The 15,507-nt window shown below is 70.6% G+C and carries 14 protein-coding genes; 12 read left to right on the forward strand and 2 right to left on the reverse strand.

The features are described from left to right. The first annotated feature begins 19 nt into the window (after positions 1 to 19). The 3 genes from WT53_RS29980 (at position 20) to WT53_RS29990 (ending at position 3,879) form a co-directional block, all read left to right on the forward strand. The gene (locus WT53_RS29980; protein ID WP_034209286.1) at positions 20 to 268 is read left to right on the forward strand and encodes a hypothetical protein; all 249 of its coding nucleotides are present in this window, start codon (positions 20 to 22) and stop codon (positions 266 to 268) included. 372 nt (positions 269 to 640) lie between these two features. Further along, positions 641 to 2,065 (forward strand): PLP-dependent aminotransferase family protein, encoded by a 1,425-nt coding sequence (locus WT53_RS29985; protein ID WP_060262556.1) that lies wholly within the window; start codon positions 641 to 643, stop codon positions 2,063 to 2,065. A 284-nt stretch (positions 2,066 to 2,349) separates the two neighbouring features. Continuing rightward, on the forward strand, positions 2,350 to 3,879 hold the full coding sequence (locus WT53_RS29990) for an FAD-dependent oxidoreductase (RefSeq protein WP_034209284.1): 1,530 nt from the start codon (positions 2,350 to 2,352) through the stop codon (positions 3,877 to 3,879). A gap of 119 nt (positions 3,880 to 3,998) precedes the next feature. On the opposite strand, the gene WT53_RS29995 is transcribed toward WT53_RS29990, so the two are convergent. Next, entirely contained in the window at positions 3,999 to 4,217 is a 219-nt protein-coding gene (locus WT53_RS29995) for a DUF6566 family protein (protein WP_034209283.1), read from the reverse strand. A gap of 358 nt (positions 4,218 to 4,575) precedes the next feature. Between WT53_RS29995 and WT53_RS30000 the strand changes: the two genes are divergently transcribed. Both WT53_RS30000 and WT53_RS30005 read left to right on the forward strand, forming a co-directional pair. Further along, on the forward strand, positions 4,576 to 5,781 hold the full coding sequence (locus tag WT53_RS30000; protein ID WP_034209282.1) for a zinc-dependent alcohol dehydrogenase: 1,206 nt from the start codon (positions 4,576 to 4,578) through the stop codon (positions 5,779 to 5,781). 29 nt (positions 5,782 to 5,810) lie between these two features. Then, positions 5,811 to 6,134: a four-helix bundle copper-binding protein gene (locus WT53_RS30005; protein ID WP_034209281.1), complete on the forward strand. Its 324-nt coding sequence runs from the start codon at positions 5,811 to 5,813 to the stop codon at positions 6,132 to 6,134. Positions 6,135 to 6,144: 10 nt separating this feature from the next. On the opposite strand, the gene WT53_RS30010 is transcribed toward WT53_RS30005, so the two are convergent. After that, positions 6,145 to 7,743 carry an ATP-binding protein gene (locus tag WT53_RS30010; protein ID WP_034209280.1) on the reverse strand — a complete coding sequence of 533 codons (1,599 nt, stop codon included), beginning with the start codon at positions 7,741 to 7,743 and terminating at the stop codon, positions 6,145 to 6,147. A 294-nt stretch (positions 7,744 to 8,037) separates the two neighbouring features. On the opposite strand from WT53_RS30010, the gene WT53_RS30015 reads away from it, so the two are divergent. The 7 genes from WT53_RS30015 (at position 8,038) to WT53_RS30045 (ending at position 15,506) form a co-directional block, all read left to right on the forward strand. Further along, the gene (locus WT53_RS30015) at positions 8,038 to 8,400 is read left to right on the forward strand and encodes a hypothetical protein (protein ID WP_034209279.1); all 363 of its coding nucleotides are present in this window, start codon (positions 8,038 to 8,040) and stop codon (positions 8,398 to 8,400) included. Between the two features lie 185 nt (positions 8,401 to 8,585). After that, positions 8,586 to 9,449 carry a BON domain-containing protein gene (locus WT53_RS30020; protein WP_034209278.1) on the forward strand — a complete coding sequence of 288 codons (864 nt, stop codon included), beginning with the start codon at positions 8,586 to 8,588 and terminating at the stop codon, positions 9,447 to 9,449. A gap of 46 nt (positions 9,450 to 9,495) precedes the next feature. Continuing rightward, on the forward strand, positions 9,496 to 12,288 hold the full coding sequence (locus tag WT53_RS30025) for an ABC transporter transmembrane domain-containing protein (protein ID WP_034209277.1): 2,793 nt from the start codon (positions 9,496 to 9,498) through the stop codon (positions 12,286 to 12,288). After that, positions 12,230 to 12,757 (forward strand): hypothetical protein, encoded by a 528-nt coding sequence (locus WT53_RS30030; protein WP_034185503.1) that lies wholly within the window; start codon positions 12,230 to 12,232, stop codon positions 12,755 to 12,757. The genes WT53_RS30025 and WT53_RS30030 overlap by 59 nt, the downstream gene beginning before the upstream one ends. 198 nt (positions 12,758 to 12,955) lie before the next feature. Further along, the gene (locus WT53_RS30035; protein WP_034209495.1) at positions 12,956 to 13,705 is read left to right on the forward strand and encodes an SDR family oxidoreductase; all 750 of its coding nucleotides are present in this window, start codon (positions 12,956 to 12,958) and stop codon (positions 13,703 to 13,705) included. Then, a complete protein-coding gene (locus tag WT53_RS30040; protein ID WP_034209276.1) occupies positions 13,696 to 14,307 on the forward strand; it encodes an HAD-IIIA family hydrolase in 612 nt (203 codons plus the stop codon). Before WT53_RS30035 ends, WT53_RS30040 begins: the two co-directional genes overlap by 10 nt. Next, complete coding sequence (locus tag WT53_RS30045; protein ID WP_034209275.1) at positions 14,304 to 15,506, forward strand: glycosyltransferase family 9 protein; 1,203 nt, start codon at positions 14,304 to 14,306, stop codon at positions 15,504 to 15,506. Before WT53_RS30040 ends, WT53_RS30045 begins: the two co-directional genes overlap by 4 nt. The last annotated feature ends 1 nt before the right edge of the window (position 15,507 follow it).

Here is a 15,507-nt window from a genome sequence, read left to right on the forward strand (position 1 = left end):
ACCGATTCGGGGGCATGGCATGCGTATCGATCAATCGTACCGGCGCTTCGACATCGCGGCGACGCTGTCGCCGCTGCCCGGCAACCGCGCGATCGCGGTCGTCGACGTGACGACCGACGATCCGGACCGCATCGCCGATCTCGGCACCGGCCAGTTCCTGCAGATCCGCAAGTGGATCGAGTCGAACGACGTCGAGCTGCTGACGGCGGTGTTCGACGAGTGCAAGGTCGCGATCGACCACTACGCGGACAACGTCGACGACGCGTGAGCGCGAGCGAGCCCGCGCGTGGCCGGGCCTCGCATTACCGCCGGCGCCTTCGGCACCCGCGGTACTTCATGACATGACGTGCGCGGCGAACGGCCGCGGCGCGGCCGCGCCGTCGCGTTCGCATCTGTTCACCACGCCGGCCGGATTTGAGTTTTCCTCGCCAAACTGTCACTTACATTCGCCGAAATGACGCAGTAGGATGCCGAACCTTGTCTTGATGAGATTCGCATTGCTATCCGCCTTCAATTTCGGTAACGGACGAGGTCCGCACCGGGACACCCGCGCCCGGCGACGGCTATCCGGCTTCATGCGTCGGCGTGGCCGTACCGCTCGTGCGGGGCAGGCCGGTTCATCGCTGGCGGGGCGAGGCGGATGAAGCTCTACGAGAAATTTGCAAACGACGTAGAGCGACTCATTCGGCAAGGGGTATATCGACACGGCGATCGTGTGCCGTCGGTGCGGCAGGCGAGCCAGCAGCACCGGATCAGCATCACGACCGTGCTGCACGCGTATCTGCTGCTGGAGAGCCGCGGGCTGCTCGAAAGCCGGCCGCAGTCGGGCTATTTCGTGAACCTGCGTCGCGACGACGGTCATGCGCCGGTGCGCGAACTGCGACCGTCGAAGCCGATCGCGATCTCGTCGTCGGTCGACGTGAGTCGGCTCGTTCTATCGACGCTGCGCTCGATCGGCACGGACGACGCGGTGCCGCTCGGCTCGCCGTATCCGGACCCGAGCCTGTTTCCGTTCGAGAAGCTGAATCGCTACGCGTACGCGGCCGGCCGCGACAAATCGCTGTGGGGCGTGACCGACGGATTGCCGCCGGGCCACCCGCGGCTGATCCGGCAGATCGCGCGCCGCTACCTGGAAAACGGGATGTCGGTGGATCCGAACGAGATCATCGTGACGGTCGGTGCGACGGAGGCGATCAACCTGTGCCTGCAGGCGGTCGCGAAGCCGGGCGACACGATCGCGGTGGAGTCGCCGACGTTCTACGCGATGCTGCACGCGATCGAGCGGATGGGGATGAAGGCGATCGAAGTGGCCACGCATCCGGAATACGGGATCGACATCGCGGCGCTGGCCGCGATCGCGAAGTCGCAGCCGATCGCCGCGTGCATGGTGATGCCGAACTTCCAGAACCCGCTGGGCTTCCAGATGCCGGACGAGCGCAAGCGCGAACTGGTTGAGTTCGCAACCAAAGCCGGGATGCCGATCATCGAGAACGGCGTGTACAACGAACTGTATTTCGGCGACACGCATCCGAGTTCGCTGAAGTCGTACGACCGTAGCGGGATCGTGCTGCATTGCTCGTCGTTCTCGAAGAGCCTGACGGCCGCGTACCGGATCGGCTGGGCGCTGCCGGGGCGCTATCGCGAACAGGTCGAAAAACTCAAATTCCTGAATACGCTCGCGACGCCGTCGTTGCCGCAGCTCGCGATCGCGGAGTTTCTCGAGCGCGACGGCTACGAGCATCACCTGCGGCGCTTGCGCAAGGCGTATGCGCAGCAGGCGAACCTGATGCGCGCGATGGTGTCGCGGTTCTTTCCGGAGGGCACGCGCATGTCGAGCCCGGCGGGCGGCTACGTGTTGTGGGTCGAGTTGCCCGCGCAGGTCGATGCGATGCGGTTGTATCAGCTCGCGCTGGAGCAGGGGATCACGATCGGGCCGGGCTACATGTTCTCGATCACCGACAACTACCGGAACTTCATCCGGCTGAACTACAGCAGCCCGTGGTCGCCGGAGATCGAGCACGCGGTCGTCGTCGTCGGGAAGCTCGCCGCAGCCTGCGTCGGCTGAACGTACCGCCGCGTGGTGCGCCGTCATCGCGGCCGGTACGGCTGCGCGCCGGTGCTCGGAGAGCGGGCGCGCGTCGGCACGCGGCTTGCGATGGCTCACACGGCGGCGGCCGCTCGCGGAGCGGCCGCCGTGTTGCGCCGCAACGTCGATCGCGTGCTATGCCGATCATGGATCGCGTCCAGGCTACAGTCGGTGTTTACGTGCGCTGCGGGGCGTCTGTGCCTGTTCTTTCCAGGACGGATGTCGATAATGGAATCGTTACCTGACTTTCCGGGAGTCACGTCATGACTGGAAGCGATGCTGCGTCCTCACCCGATCTCACGCAAGGGATCGCCCTCGACGATCTCGCCGACGGCGCGCTGATCGAGGGCCATGTCGGCGACGCGGCGGTGCTGCTCGTGCGCCGCGCCGACGAACTGTTCGCGGTGGGCGCGCAATGCCCGCACTACGGCGGCCCGCTGGCCCAGGGCCTGCTGGTCGGCGACACGATTCGCTGCCCGTGGCATCACGCGGCGTTCTGCCTGCGCACCGGCGAGATGGAGCGCGCGCCGGCGCTCGACGGGCTGCCGTGCTGGCGCGTCGAGCGGCGCGACGGTCGCGCCGTCGTACTCGATGCGCGGCCGGTCGCCGTACCGGCTGCGCCGAAGGCAGCCGGGCTGCCCGCGTCGGTCGTGATCGTCGGTGGCGGCGCCGCTGCGATCGCGGCCGCGGTGACGCTGCGGCAGGAAGGCTATCCGCATTCGATCACGCTGCTGAGCGCCGACGCCGATCCGCCGTACGACCGGCCGAACCTGTCGAAGGATTACCTCGCGGGCACCGCGCAGGCCGACTGGCTGCCGCTGCGTGCGCCGTCGTTCTATGAGGAGCAGCGGATCGACGTGCGCTGCAACACGCGGGTCGTGCGCATCGATCCCGCGCAGCGGGCGGTCGAGCTGGCCGACGGCGGCCGTGTCGACTACGGTGCGCTGCTGCTCGCCACCGGCGCCGAGCCGAACCGATTGAACGTACCCGGCGCCGATCTGCCGCACGTTTGCCTGCTGCGCTCGCGCGCCGATTGCGATGCGCTGATCGGCAAGCTGGAAACGGCGCGCCGTTGCGTGGTGGTCGGCGCGAGCTTCATCGGGCTCGAAGCGGCCGCCGCGCTGCGCACGCGCGGGCTCGACGTGCACGTCGTCGCGCCGGATGCGCATCCGATGGGCCGCGTGCTCGGCGATGCGCTCGGCGACACGATCAAGGCGCTGCACGAGGCGCACGGCGTCGTGTTTCATCTCGGCGCGACGCCCGCGCGGATCGGGCCGGACAGCGTGACGCTGTCGAACGGCGACGTGCTGCCGGCCGACGTCGTGGTGGTCGGCATCGGCGTGCATCCGAACGTCGGGCTCGCGCAGGACGCGGGGCTCGCCGTCGAACGCGGCGTGACGGTCGACCGCTTCCTTCGGACGAGCGCGCCCGACATCTACGCGGCCGGCGACATCGCGCGCTGGCCCGATCCGTTGACGGGCGAGCGGATTCGCGTCGAGCACTGGGTCGTCGCCGAGCGGCAGGGCGGCGTCGCGGCGCGCAACATGCTCGGCCAGCAGCGGCCGTTCGACGCGGCGCCGTTTTTCTGGAGTCAGCAGTACGACCTGACGATCCGCTATGTCGGCCATGCGGAGCAATGGGATCGCGTGGAGATCGACGGCGACCTCGGCGCGCACGATTGCTCGATCGGTTACTGGCGCGGCAACACGCGGCTCGCGGTCGTGACGATCGGCCGCGATCTCGACAACCTGAAGGCCGAAGCGGCGCTCGAGCGGCAGATGGCCGCCGCGTGACGGCGGCATGACGGCACCGGCCGAACCGTCGATGGAGGCGCGACGAACCCCGACGTCCGTGCATGTTTCGAAACCGGGTTCGCGCCGCGCATCGCGACGCGCGGATGTTCCGGGCGTCGTTACCGATCGCGCGTCCTGATCATCACGCGCCCCTGGTCGATGCCGCCGCGCAGCGCTTCGTCGCACGTGAGCCATTCGGGCGTGACGAGTTCGGGCGCGGGCAGATCGACCGGCGCGCCGTCGCGGAAGATCCGCACCTGCGCGACCCACGCGCCGTTCGCGTTGCGCGTCGCGTCGACGCGAATTTCGTGATCCATGAAAGTGTCGGTGGCTTGCATCGGTCGGGGCCCTCCGTCGTGCGCGAACGCGGTGCGTCGATCGTATCAGCCACGCGCGACGTGTTGTCCTGTTCCGATATCGACGCGCCGCGCGCCGCTGGGCGGCGACGCGACCGACAAGACACCGTCGCTCGGCGCCGAACCGACGCTCGTCGAAGCAATCTCGAACGCGCGTGACGACGGCAGCGGCAGCGGCCCGTCGACGGACCGACGCGCCGGCACGCCCCCTCCTCGAAAACAAAGCGCTTCCTGTCCGTGCATCGCGGCGCGCCGCACGCGCGCTGCACAGGAGCATGCCTTGCTCGATCGGCTCGACGGTCACATTCACCGTTTCCGCTTTCGACAAGGAGGGCCAGACATGAAAGCAGTCGTATTTCACGGCATCGGCGACATTCGCATCGACACGGTGCCCGATCCGGAAGTCTCCGAGGCGACCGACGCGGTCGTGCGCCTGACCGCCAGCGCGATCTGCGGCACCGATCTGCACATGGTGCGCGGCACGCTCGGCGGCATGAAGCCGGGCACGATTCTCGGCCACGAAGGCGTCGGCATCGTCGAGGCGGTCGGGCGCGACGTGCGCAACCTGCGGCGCGGCGATCGCGTGCTGATTCCGTCGACGATCGCGTGCGGCAGTTGCGCCTACTGTCGCGCGGGCTACACCGCGCAATGCGACGCCGCGAACCCGGGCGGGCCGCGGGCAGGCACCGCATTCTTCGGCGGGCCGGCCGATACGGGCCCGTTCGACGGGCTGCAAGCCGAATACGCGCGCACGCCGCTTGCGCACGCGAGCCTGATCCGGCTGCCCGACGCGATCGACGACGATCGCGCGATCCTGATGTCGGACATTTTCCCGACCGGCTATTTCGGCGCGCAGCTCGCGGAAGTGAAACCGGGCGACACGGTCGCCGTGTTCGGCGCGGGGCCGGTCGGCCAGTTCGCGATCGCGAGCGCGAAGCTGATGGGCGCCGGGCGCGTGATCGCGATCGACCGCATCGCGTCGCGGCTCGAGATGGCGTGCGCGCAGGGCGCCGAGATCGTCGATTTTTCCGAGGACGATCCGGTCGATACGGTGCTGCGGCTGACGGGCGGGATCGGCGTCGATCGCGTGATCGACGCGGTGGGCGTCGACGCGATGCGCGCGACGCACGGGCCGGCGGCGGCCGATCGCGACGCCGCGCGCGCGTTCGATGCGGAAGTCGACGCGATCGCGCCGCACCGCAAGCCGGACGGTCGCAACTGGGTGCCGGGCGACGGGCCGTCGCAGGTGCTGCAATGGGCGGTGCGCGCGGTCGCGAAGGCCGGCACGGTCGCGGTGATCGGCGTGTATCCGCCGGCGGCCCGCGTGTTTCCGATCGGCGAGGCGATGAACCGCAACCTGACGATCAAGATGGGCAACTGCAATCACCGGACGGTGACGCCGCCGCTCGTCGAGCTCGTGCGCAGCGGCGCGTTCGATCCGCTGTCGGTGCTCACGCGCTGCGAGCCGCTGACGAACGCGATCGACGCGTACCGCGCGTTCGACGTGCGCGAACCGGGCTGGATGAAGGTGAAGCTGGCGCCGTGACGACACCAACCTCAACCGGGAGCACTGCAATGACGGATCGATACGACAACTGCATGGCCGCGTGCGACGCCTGCGCGCACGCGTGCGACACCTGTGCGGCCGCGTGCCTCGCGGAGCGCGACGTGCACGCGCTGGCCGGCTGCATCGCGCTCGACATCGAATGCGCGCAGCTGTGCCGCTTCGCGTCGGGCGCGATGGCGCGCCGCAGCGCGTTTGCCCCGCGCATTTGCGGACTGTGCGCACACGCGTGCGACCTGTGTGCGGCCGAGTGTTCGCGGCATGCGCACGAACATTGCCGCCGCTGCGCGCTCGCATGCGAGGCCTGCGCGGCGATGTGCCGCGCGATGGCCTGAGCACGGGCGCTTACGGCGTGCCCTGAACGTCGCGCGCGACGCGCTGAAGCAACGCATCGAGCACGGCCATCTCGACGGGCTTCACGAGATGGTCGTCGAAGCCCGCGCGTTCGGTGCGCGCGAGATCCGACGCGCGTGCATGGCCGGACAGCGCGACACAGATCGTGTCGCGCAGCGCATCGATCGCGCGCAGTTTCTCCAGCAACGCGAAGCCGTCGACGTCCGGCATCGTCAGGTCGAGCAGCATCAACTGCGGCGCATAGTCGCGCGCGAGGGCCAGCGCGTCGGCCGCGTTGTACGCGACGCGCGGCGCATGGCCTTTCAGTTGCAGCAGCACCGCGAGCGTGTCGGCCGAGTCGCGGTTGTCGTCGACGATGACGACGCGCAGCGGCACGACGGCCGGCTGAGCGGGCGCGGCGGGCGTGCGCGGTTCGGCGCGCTCGTTGCGTTCGTTGCGCGCCGTTTGCACGATCGGCAGCCAGACCGTAAACGTCGCGCCGTGGCCGGGCCCGTCGCTCGCCGCGACGATTCGCCCGCCGTGCAGCTCGACGAACGACCGGCAGATCGCGAGACCGAGCCCGAACCCGCCGGACGGAGAGCGGCCCGACGCACCTTCCTGCTGGAACAGGTCGAAGATCGTTTCGAGCGCGCCGGGTGCGATGCCCACGCCGTGATCGACGACGTCGATCGCCACCGACGATCCGTCGATACGCGCGCCGACGTCGATCCGGCCGCCGTGCGGCGAGAATTTCGATGCGTTGTCGAGCAGGTTGTGCAGCACCTGGACGAGCCGTGCGTCGTCGCCGTGCAGCACCACGGAATCGTCGGGCAGGTCGACACGGATCCACTGCCCGCGCGCGGCCAGTTTCGGCTGGATGCTCTCGACGCCGCGGCACACGATGTCGCGCACGGTGACGGGGCGATCGTCGAGTTCGACCTTGCCGGCCGTGATGCGCCCAACGTCGAGCAGATCGTCGACGAGCCGCGTCAGTTGCCCGACCTGACGGTGCACGGCGTCGCGGCATCGCGCGAGCTCGGGTGCAGGATCGGGCAGGGTCTGCAGCACGCCGACCGAATTGCGCAGCGGCGCGAGATGATTGCGCAGCTCGTGCGCGAGCATCGCGATGAACACGCTGAGCCGGTGCGTCGATGCTTCGAGTTCCTCGAGCCGCTTGCGCTCGGTCATGTCGCGCGTGATCTTGATGAAGCCGCACAGCTGGTGCGTCGCGTCGCGCACCGGCGTGATCGTCACGCTCGCCCAGAACTGCGTGCCGTCCTTGCGCACGCGCCACCCTTCGTCCGCGAAGTGGCCGTGCGCGGCGGCCAGCGCGAGCCCGTGCGCCGGCCGGCCGGCCGCGATCGCGTCGGACGGATAGAACTGCGAGAAGTGCCGGCCGACGATCTCGGCGGCGCGGTAACCCTTGATGCGCTGCGCGCCGGCGTTCCAGGTCGCGACGTTGCCCTGTGGGTCGAGCATGAACACCGCGTAATCGGTGATCGCCTCCACCACGGTCTGGAACCGGAATTCGGCGAAGCGGTGCAGCAGGTCCCGCGCGTCGTGCGAGCCAGGCGGCAGAGGCGGGTGAAGGTCGGCGTCGTCGTTCGTCATCGGTGGGCGGCAGGTCCAAAATGCGGGCGGCCGAATACCGTCCGCCCGCCGCCGGACACGCCGGGGGCGGCTACGCGAACCGGATTGGCACGTCCGAAAGAATAAGGGAACTCGATTCGGCTGATCAATGGGTGCGCATCGGCCGTGCCGTCCACCGCACCGCGAGCCGGATTCGCGCCGGCGCGTCCGACTACGGCCGGCGCGGCATGCCGATTGCACGACGGTTCGGTCCCCCTGCCGTGCCGCGGCCGTCCGGCCGGCTGCACGGCAGGCAAGCCAGGCAAGGAGATCGACATGAACAGCACGCTGAATCCCGACAACGAACCGGCCGGCCCGGACGACGACAACGCCAGCCGCGGCCGCGACGGCCGTGCGCTCGGCCCGAGCGACTCGTCCGACAGCGGCAGCGACACGGCGGGCGCGCGGCGCCATCCGTTCGACGTCGACTCGCCGCTCGACGATCACGCGCTCGAACGCGGCGACGCCTTGCTCGACAGCGATACCGACCGCGCGGGCACCGGCGAGCGCGCGTCGGCGGACGGCGACTCGACGCTCGAGGAGGGTGCCGACATCGAGCCGGACCGCACCGAGCGGCTGAGCGAGCCCGGTCGCACGGACGAACCGGACGACGGGGGCGGCCCCGGCGGCGCGCCGTGACACCCGGCGCGCAAAAACTGCAATCGCGTTGCAGATTGGGGCGCGGACGGCTTCCCGGCGCTGCGGTGCCCAACCGTCGCGGCCCGGCAACGGCCCCGGCACGCGATTTGCATTGACCCGACCGATGCGCGCCGCGACGCGGCATGGGGCCATGCGCGGCGCAGGCGCGATCAAGGAGAGACACGATGCAACGACGATATCCCGGACGGCATGGCGCGCGTGGCGGCCCGCCCGACTGGCAGGAGCGCAACGAACGCGCGTACCGGGGCGCCGGCGAGCGCGGCATCCCGGACGACCCGGCGCGATGGCCGGAAGAAGACGATGAATCGGCCTACCGCCGCTTCGCGAGCGAGGACGTGGGCCCGGAAGACTGGGGCAGCGAATGGACCGAGCGCGCCGCGCGCCCGGCCGACCAGCGGCGCGGCGGCGCCGGCCCGGACTGGCCGGGCGGCGCGCGCCAGCCGGCGCGGGACCCCGAGCGCGGCTACGGCGGGACGGGTCGTCGCGCGGAGGGCCGCGAAGGCCGGTACGGCGACGAACGCCGGGAATTCCGCGGTCAGCACCGGATGGGCTGGTACGGCGGCGAGCGCGACGTTGGCGACCCTCGCGGCGACCCGCGCTACGGCGGCCGCGCCCCGGACCTGTCGCGGTTCGGCAGCGAAGCCGAACGCGATGCGCTGCGCCATCGCCGCGGGCCGAAAGGCTATACGCGCTCGGACGAGCGGATTCGCGAGGACGTGTGCGAGCGGCTCGCGCATGCGCTCGAGATCGACGTGAGCGATGTGGCCGTGCAGGTGAAAGAGGGGCGCGTCGAGCTGGACGGCACGGTGCCGGCACGCTGGATGAGGCACGACATCGAGGATCTGGCCGACGGCTGCATGGGGGTGCGCGACGTCGAGAATCGCGTGCGCGTGCGCCGCGACGGCGAACACGATACGGGCATGGTGCTGCATCCGGATCAGCGGACCGTCACGCCGACCCAGCCTGCCGTGCGCGACCCCGAGCCCGGCACCGTCGTGCCCGGCCGCGAGCGTGAATCGCGCCACTGACGGCCGTGGGTGAAACGGCTCGACCCCGACCGCGGGCAACGCGTGCATGACGACCGGAATCGACGACACGCCGACCAGGCACCATGATGCCCTCGCACCCCGCGCGCGCGGCGACGCGCGTGGCTTGCGGCTGCGGATCGCGGGCGAACTGTGGCGCGCGATCTGGCGTTACCGCGCGCGCGTGCTCGCGGCGATCGGGCTGCTGGTGCTCGCGAAAGCGGCGGCCGTGTCGGTGCCGCTGCTGCTCAAGGACATCGTCGACGGTTTCGGCCGCGTGGCCGGCCAGCCGCTGGCGTGGCCGGTGCTGCTGCTGTTCGCGTACGCGGTCGTGCGCTTCGCGTCGAACGCGCTGAACGAAGTGCGCGACATGACCTTCGTGCAGGTCACTCAGCATACGGTCGCGTCGTTTACCGTGCGCACGTTCGGTCACCTGCACCGGCTGGGCGCGCGCTTTCATGCGCAGCGCGAGACGGGCGCCGTCGTGCGCGACCTCGAGAAAGGCACGGCCGGCATCGGCTACCTGCTCGGCGTCGCCGTGTTCACGATCGTGCCGACGGCCATCGAGATCGGCTCGGTGCTCGTGATCGTGATCGGCAAGTACGGCGGCGGCTTTACCGCGATCATTCTCGTCACGTTCGCCGTCTACGCGGCCTATACGGTCGTGTTCACGCGCCGCCGCATGCGTTACCAGCGGCGTGTGAACGCGCTCGAGGCCGAGTCGAATTCGCGGGTGGTCGACAGCCTGCTGAACGTCGATACGGTCAAGTACTTCGCCCGCGAGGACGTCGAGCGCGACCGGCTCGATCGCGTGCTCGACGCGTGGCGCGAAGCCGGCGTCGACAACCAGTACGCGCTGTCGACGCTGCATATCGGGCAGAGCGCGTGCATCGGCGCGGGGATCGCGGCCGTGATGCTGCTCGCCGGGCAGCAGGTCGCGCGCGGCGCGATGACGATCGGCGATCTCGTGCTGATCAACGCATACATCATCCAGATCAGCCTGCCGCTGAACGCGCTCGGCTTCGTGTTTCGCGAGGCGAACGATGCGATGACGAACGTCGAGCGGCTGTTCGGGCTGCTCGATGCGCGCGGCAAGCCCGGCGAGGATGGCGATGCGCCCGGTGCGCAGCCGCTCGTCGTGCGCGGCGGCGCGATCGAGTTCGAGCATGTCGACTTCGGCTACGAGCCGAGCCGGCAGATCCTGTTCGACGTGTCGTTCCGCATCGAGGCCGGGCAGACGATCGCCGTGGTCGGCGGCAGCGGCTCGGGCAAGTCGACGCTCGCGCGGCTGCTGTTCCGGCTGTATCAGCCCGACGCGGGAACGATCCGGATCGACGGTCAGGACTTGCGGCTCGTCACCGAGCGCAGCCTGCGCGACGCGCTCGGCATCGTCCCGCAGGACACCATCCTGTTCAACGACACGCTCGCGTACAACATCGCATACGGCAAGCGCGATGCGACCCGCGGCGAAGTGGTCGCGGCCGCGCGCGGCGCGCAGCTCGACGCGTTCATCGAGCGGTTGCCCGACGCGTACGACACGCGCGTCGGCGAGCGCGGCGTGCGGCTGTCGGGCGGCGAGCGGCAACGTGTCGCGATCGCGCGCGCGTTGCTGAAGGCGCCACCGATCGTCGTGTTCGACGAGGCGACGTCGGCGCTCGACACGCGCTCGGAGCGCGCGATCCAGCAGGAGCTGATGCGCGTCGCGCAGCATCGCACGAGCCTCATCATCGCGCACCGGCTGTCGACGATCGTCGATGCCGATCGCATCCTCGTGATGGAGCATGGCCGGCTCGTCGAGCACGGCACGCACGACGAGCTGCTCGAAAGCGGCGGCGTGTATGCGCAGATGTGGTCGCTGCAGGCGAAGCAGCGCGAACTGGAACGCACGGAGGCGAAGTTCGCGCGCCAGCCGGTGCGGATCAACCCGCTCGTGTCGCAGGTGCTCGATGCGCTGGCGGAGGCGGCCGCGCAGCGCGGCGTGCCGGTGTTCCGCCACGTGTCCGACGAGGATCTCGTCGTCAAGGCCGATCCGGCCGCGCTGCGGCGCTTCGTGTGGGAACTGTGCCGCGGCGCGATCGACGCGAGCAGCGGCGGGCAACTCGAGGTGCGCACGGCGCGCCACGATCCGGAAGCGCGGATCACGATCGCGTGCGCGGGCGTCGACGCCACCGAACTGTCGCTGATCGATCTCGAACGATTGCAGGACACGATCGAGGAGGCCGGCGGCTACGTCGTGCGCGAACGCGACGATGTCGGCGTGACGCTGCACCTGTCGCTGCCGCTGTGCGCGGTGGCGCCGGCGTCGATGCAGCCGGGCGGCGCCGTGCCGAACGCGGACGCCGGCGTGGCGGCGACGGCCAGGCCGCTCGACGGCCTGCGCATCGCGTGCGTGGACGACCACGATGAGGCGCGCGACGCGCTCACCGCACTGCTGCAGGTGGCCGGCGCCGACGTGCACGCGTATGCGTCGGGCCAGGCGTTGCTGGACGACCTGTGGCGCGCGCGCCGGGCCGACTGGCCGGCGCTGCTCGTCTGCGACATCGACCTCGGCGACGACGAGGAGGACGGCTATACGGTGATGTCGCGCGTGCGCCAGCTCGACGCCGCGCGCGATCGCGACGGCCGCGCGCCGCTCGAGGCGCTGGCATTGTCCGGCCATGCGCGCGATCGCGATCGCACGCGCGCGGTCGAAGCCGGTTTCCATGCGTACCTGACCAAGCCCGCGGTAGCGGCCGACCTGATCGCGGCGTTGCGTGCGCTCGCGTTTTCCTCCGGAGAAATCCATGCCGAACCTTCTGAATCCGACGACACCCGAAGCCCTGAACGCGCGTCGCGGCGGTAGTGCGTTCGCCGACCGCCAGGCCGCGGTGGCGGCCGTCGAGCTGCTGCTGCCGAGCCTGGCCGCCGCGCTGCAGAGCGACTTCGTCGGCGACAGCGGCTGCCTGCACATCGTGATCATGGACCCGGCGCTCGGGCCGCACGACGCGGCGTTCGAGGACGCGATCCTGTATGAATTTTCGCTGCCCGACCCGAAGGACTGGGACGCCGACTATCGCGCGTATGCGCGGGCCAAGGCGCGGCTGTCATGGGAAACGGGCCGCGACGGCCACGTCGTGCAGGCGCTCGAGCCGTACCGGCTGCGCGCCGGCGACACGAACCTGTGGGGCGGCGTCGCGCTCGGCGGCATCGTGGTCGGCGTGTCGGGCGCGCAGCCGTGGTTCGACGAGGCGTTCGCGGGCTGCATCGCGCACTGCCTGCGCGCGCTCGCGAAGCACCGTGCGCAGGCGACGCCCGACGGGCTGGCGATCTGAAGGGGCCGCCCAGGCGCGGCCGCCCGGGACCCGTTTTTACAGCCGGTTATAAAAAAGCCAGCGCGGGCGCGGCACGGCCCGATGCGGCGCGGGCGCGCGCAGGCCGGCACGGTTTTCGCTGTACCTCATCCACGGACGGTTGTCGCGACAAGCGTCGCCGTCAGCCGGATTGCTTTCCGACATCGACAGGAGGTGCAGGTGAACGCGACTCACGATCCAGCCAGACCGCCGCTCGCCGGCCGGACCGCCCTCGTGACCGGGGGCGGCCGCGGCCTCGGCGAAGCCATTTGCGAAGAGCTTGCGCGCCATGGCGCGCACGTGGTGGTCGCCGATCTCGACGGCGATCGTGCGGCGGCCGTCGCGCAGCGGCTCGAACGGCACGGCGGGCAGGCGGTGGGCCGGCCGCTCGACGTGCGCGACGAAGCGTCGGTGCTGCAGGTCGTGCACGATGCGCGCGAGTCGCTCGGCGACCTCGACGTGATCGTCAACAACGCGGCGATCGACGTGACCGCGCCGATCGACGACGTGAGCGTCGACGCGTGGCAGCAGGTGCTGATGACCAACCTGTTCGGCCCATACCTGATGTGTCACGCGGCCGTGCCGATGATGAAGGCGCGCGGCGACGGGCATATCGTCAACATCGCGTCGACCGCGTCGAAGCGGGCGTGGCCGAACGCGTCCGCGTATCACGCGACGAAGTGGGGGTTGCTCGGCCTGTCGCACGCGCTGCATGCCGAACTGCGGCCGAGCGGGGTGCGCGTGTCGGCGATCGTCGCGGGCGGGATGCGCACGCCGTTCCTGCTCGACCGTTTTCCGGACATCGACGAGGACACGCTGCAGCCGCCGGAGCACGTCGCGGCCGCCGTGCGTTTCGTGCTGACCCAGCCGCCGGGCACGGTCGTGCCGGAACTGATGGTGCTGCCGATGAAGGAGACGTCATGGCCCTGAAGCGCGAACGGCGGCTGCCCGGCGCGGTGCTGCTCGACAAGGACGGCACGCTGCTCGACGACGTGCCGTACAACGTCGATCCCGCCCGGATGCGCCTCGCGCCGGGCGCGGCACGCGCGCTGCGTACGCTCGGCGCGACCGGCATGCCGCTGGCGGTCGTGTCGAACCAGTCGGGCGTCGCGCTCGGCCGCTTTACCGAAAACGAGCTTGGCGCGGTCCGCCAGCGTCTCGCCGAACTGTTCGAAGCGAACGGTGCGACGCTGGCGGATTTTTTTTACTGCCCGCATCACCCGCGGGGCAGCGTGCCGCGCTACACCTGTGACTGCATCTGCCGCAAGCCGCGCCCCGGCATGCTGCGGCGCGCGCTGGCGGCGCTCGGCGCCGTGCCCGAATGGAGCTGGATGATCGGCGACATCCTCGACGACGTCGAGGCCGGCCGCGCCGCGCGCTGCGGCACGATCCTGGTCGACTGCGGTCACGAGACCGAGTGGCGCGTCAACGCCGCGCGCACGCCGCTGCACGTCGTCGACCGCATCGACCTGGCCGCCGACATCGTCGTGCGCGAAGCCGTGCGCCGGCACGGCTCGGGAGTGCGGCGATGAACATGGCCTGGAGCCGCGCCCGCCGCATCCTGTGCGTGCGGCTCGACAGCATGGGCGACGTGCTGATGACGACGCCCGCGCTGCGCGCGCTGAAGGAAAGCGGCGCCGACCGCCGGCTGACGCTGCTGACGTCGCGCACGGGCGCCGCGCTCGCCACGCATCTGCCGATGGTCGACGACGTGTGGCGCTACGACGCGCCGTGGGTCAAGCATCCCGACGTGCGCGGCGACCCGGTGGCCGATCTCGACATGATCGACCGGCTGCTGGCGGCCCGCTTCGACGCGGCCGTGATCTTCACCGTCTACAGCCAGAATCCGTTGCCCGCCGCGATGATGTGCTGGCTCGCCGGCATTCCGCTGCGGCTCGCGCATTGCCGAGAGAACCCGTATGAACTCCTGACCGACCGCGTGCCCGAAACCGAGCCGGAATCGCACGTGCGCCACGAGGTCGCGCGTCAGCTCGCGCTGGTGCGCACCGTCGGCGCGACGACGTCGGACTGGCGGATGGCGTTCGACCCGGGCGACGCGGCGCGGCGCGCGCTGCACGCGCGCTTGCAGGCCGCGTTGCAACGCGTCGGCGGCGCACGCGGGCCGGATGCGCGGCGTGCGCGCTGGCTGGTCGTCCATCCGGGCGCGAGCGCGGCGTCGCGGCGCTGGCCGGCCGAGCGTTTCGGCGAAGCCGCCGCCGCGGTCGCGCCGCTGTTCGACGGCATCGCGGTGACGGGCAGCGCGGGCGAACGCGAGCTGATCGACGCGGTGTGCGAACGCGCCGGGCCGCGCGCGGTGCCGCTCGCCGGCGTGCTGCCGCTCGGCGAACTCGGCGCGCTGATCGAGACGGCCGATCTGCTGCTGTCGAACAACAGCGGCCCCGTGCATCTCGCGGCCGCGCTCGGCACGCCGGTGGTCGACCTGTACGCGCTGACCAATCCGCAGCACACGCCGTGGCGTGTGCCGCACCGTGTGCTGAACGTCGACGTGCCGTGCCGCAACTGCTACCGCAGCGTCTGCAACCAACCCGGCCATCCGTGCCTGCGCGGCGTGAGCGTCGACGACGTGGTCGCCGCCGTGCACGCGTTGCTGCACGGCCGCGCGCGCCATGCGCAACGCGCGGCCGCGCGGGCTGCCGCGCACGGCGGCGAGCCGGTCGCGGCGCACGCGTCGAACGTGCTTCCGTTCGCGCACGTCATCACGAGGAACTGAC

This window comes from Burkholderia sp. MSMB2157WGS (genome assembly GCF_001532755.1).
Taxonomy (GTDB): Bacteria; Pseudomonadota; Gammaproteobacteria; order Burkholderiales; family Burkholderiaceae; genus Burkholderia.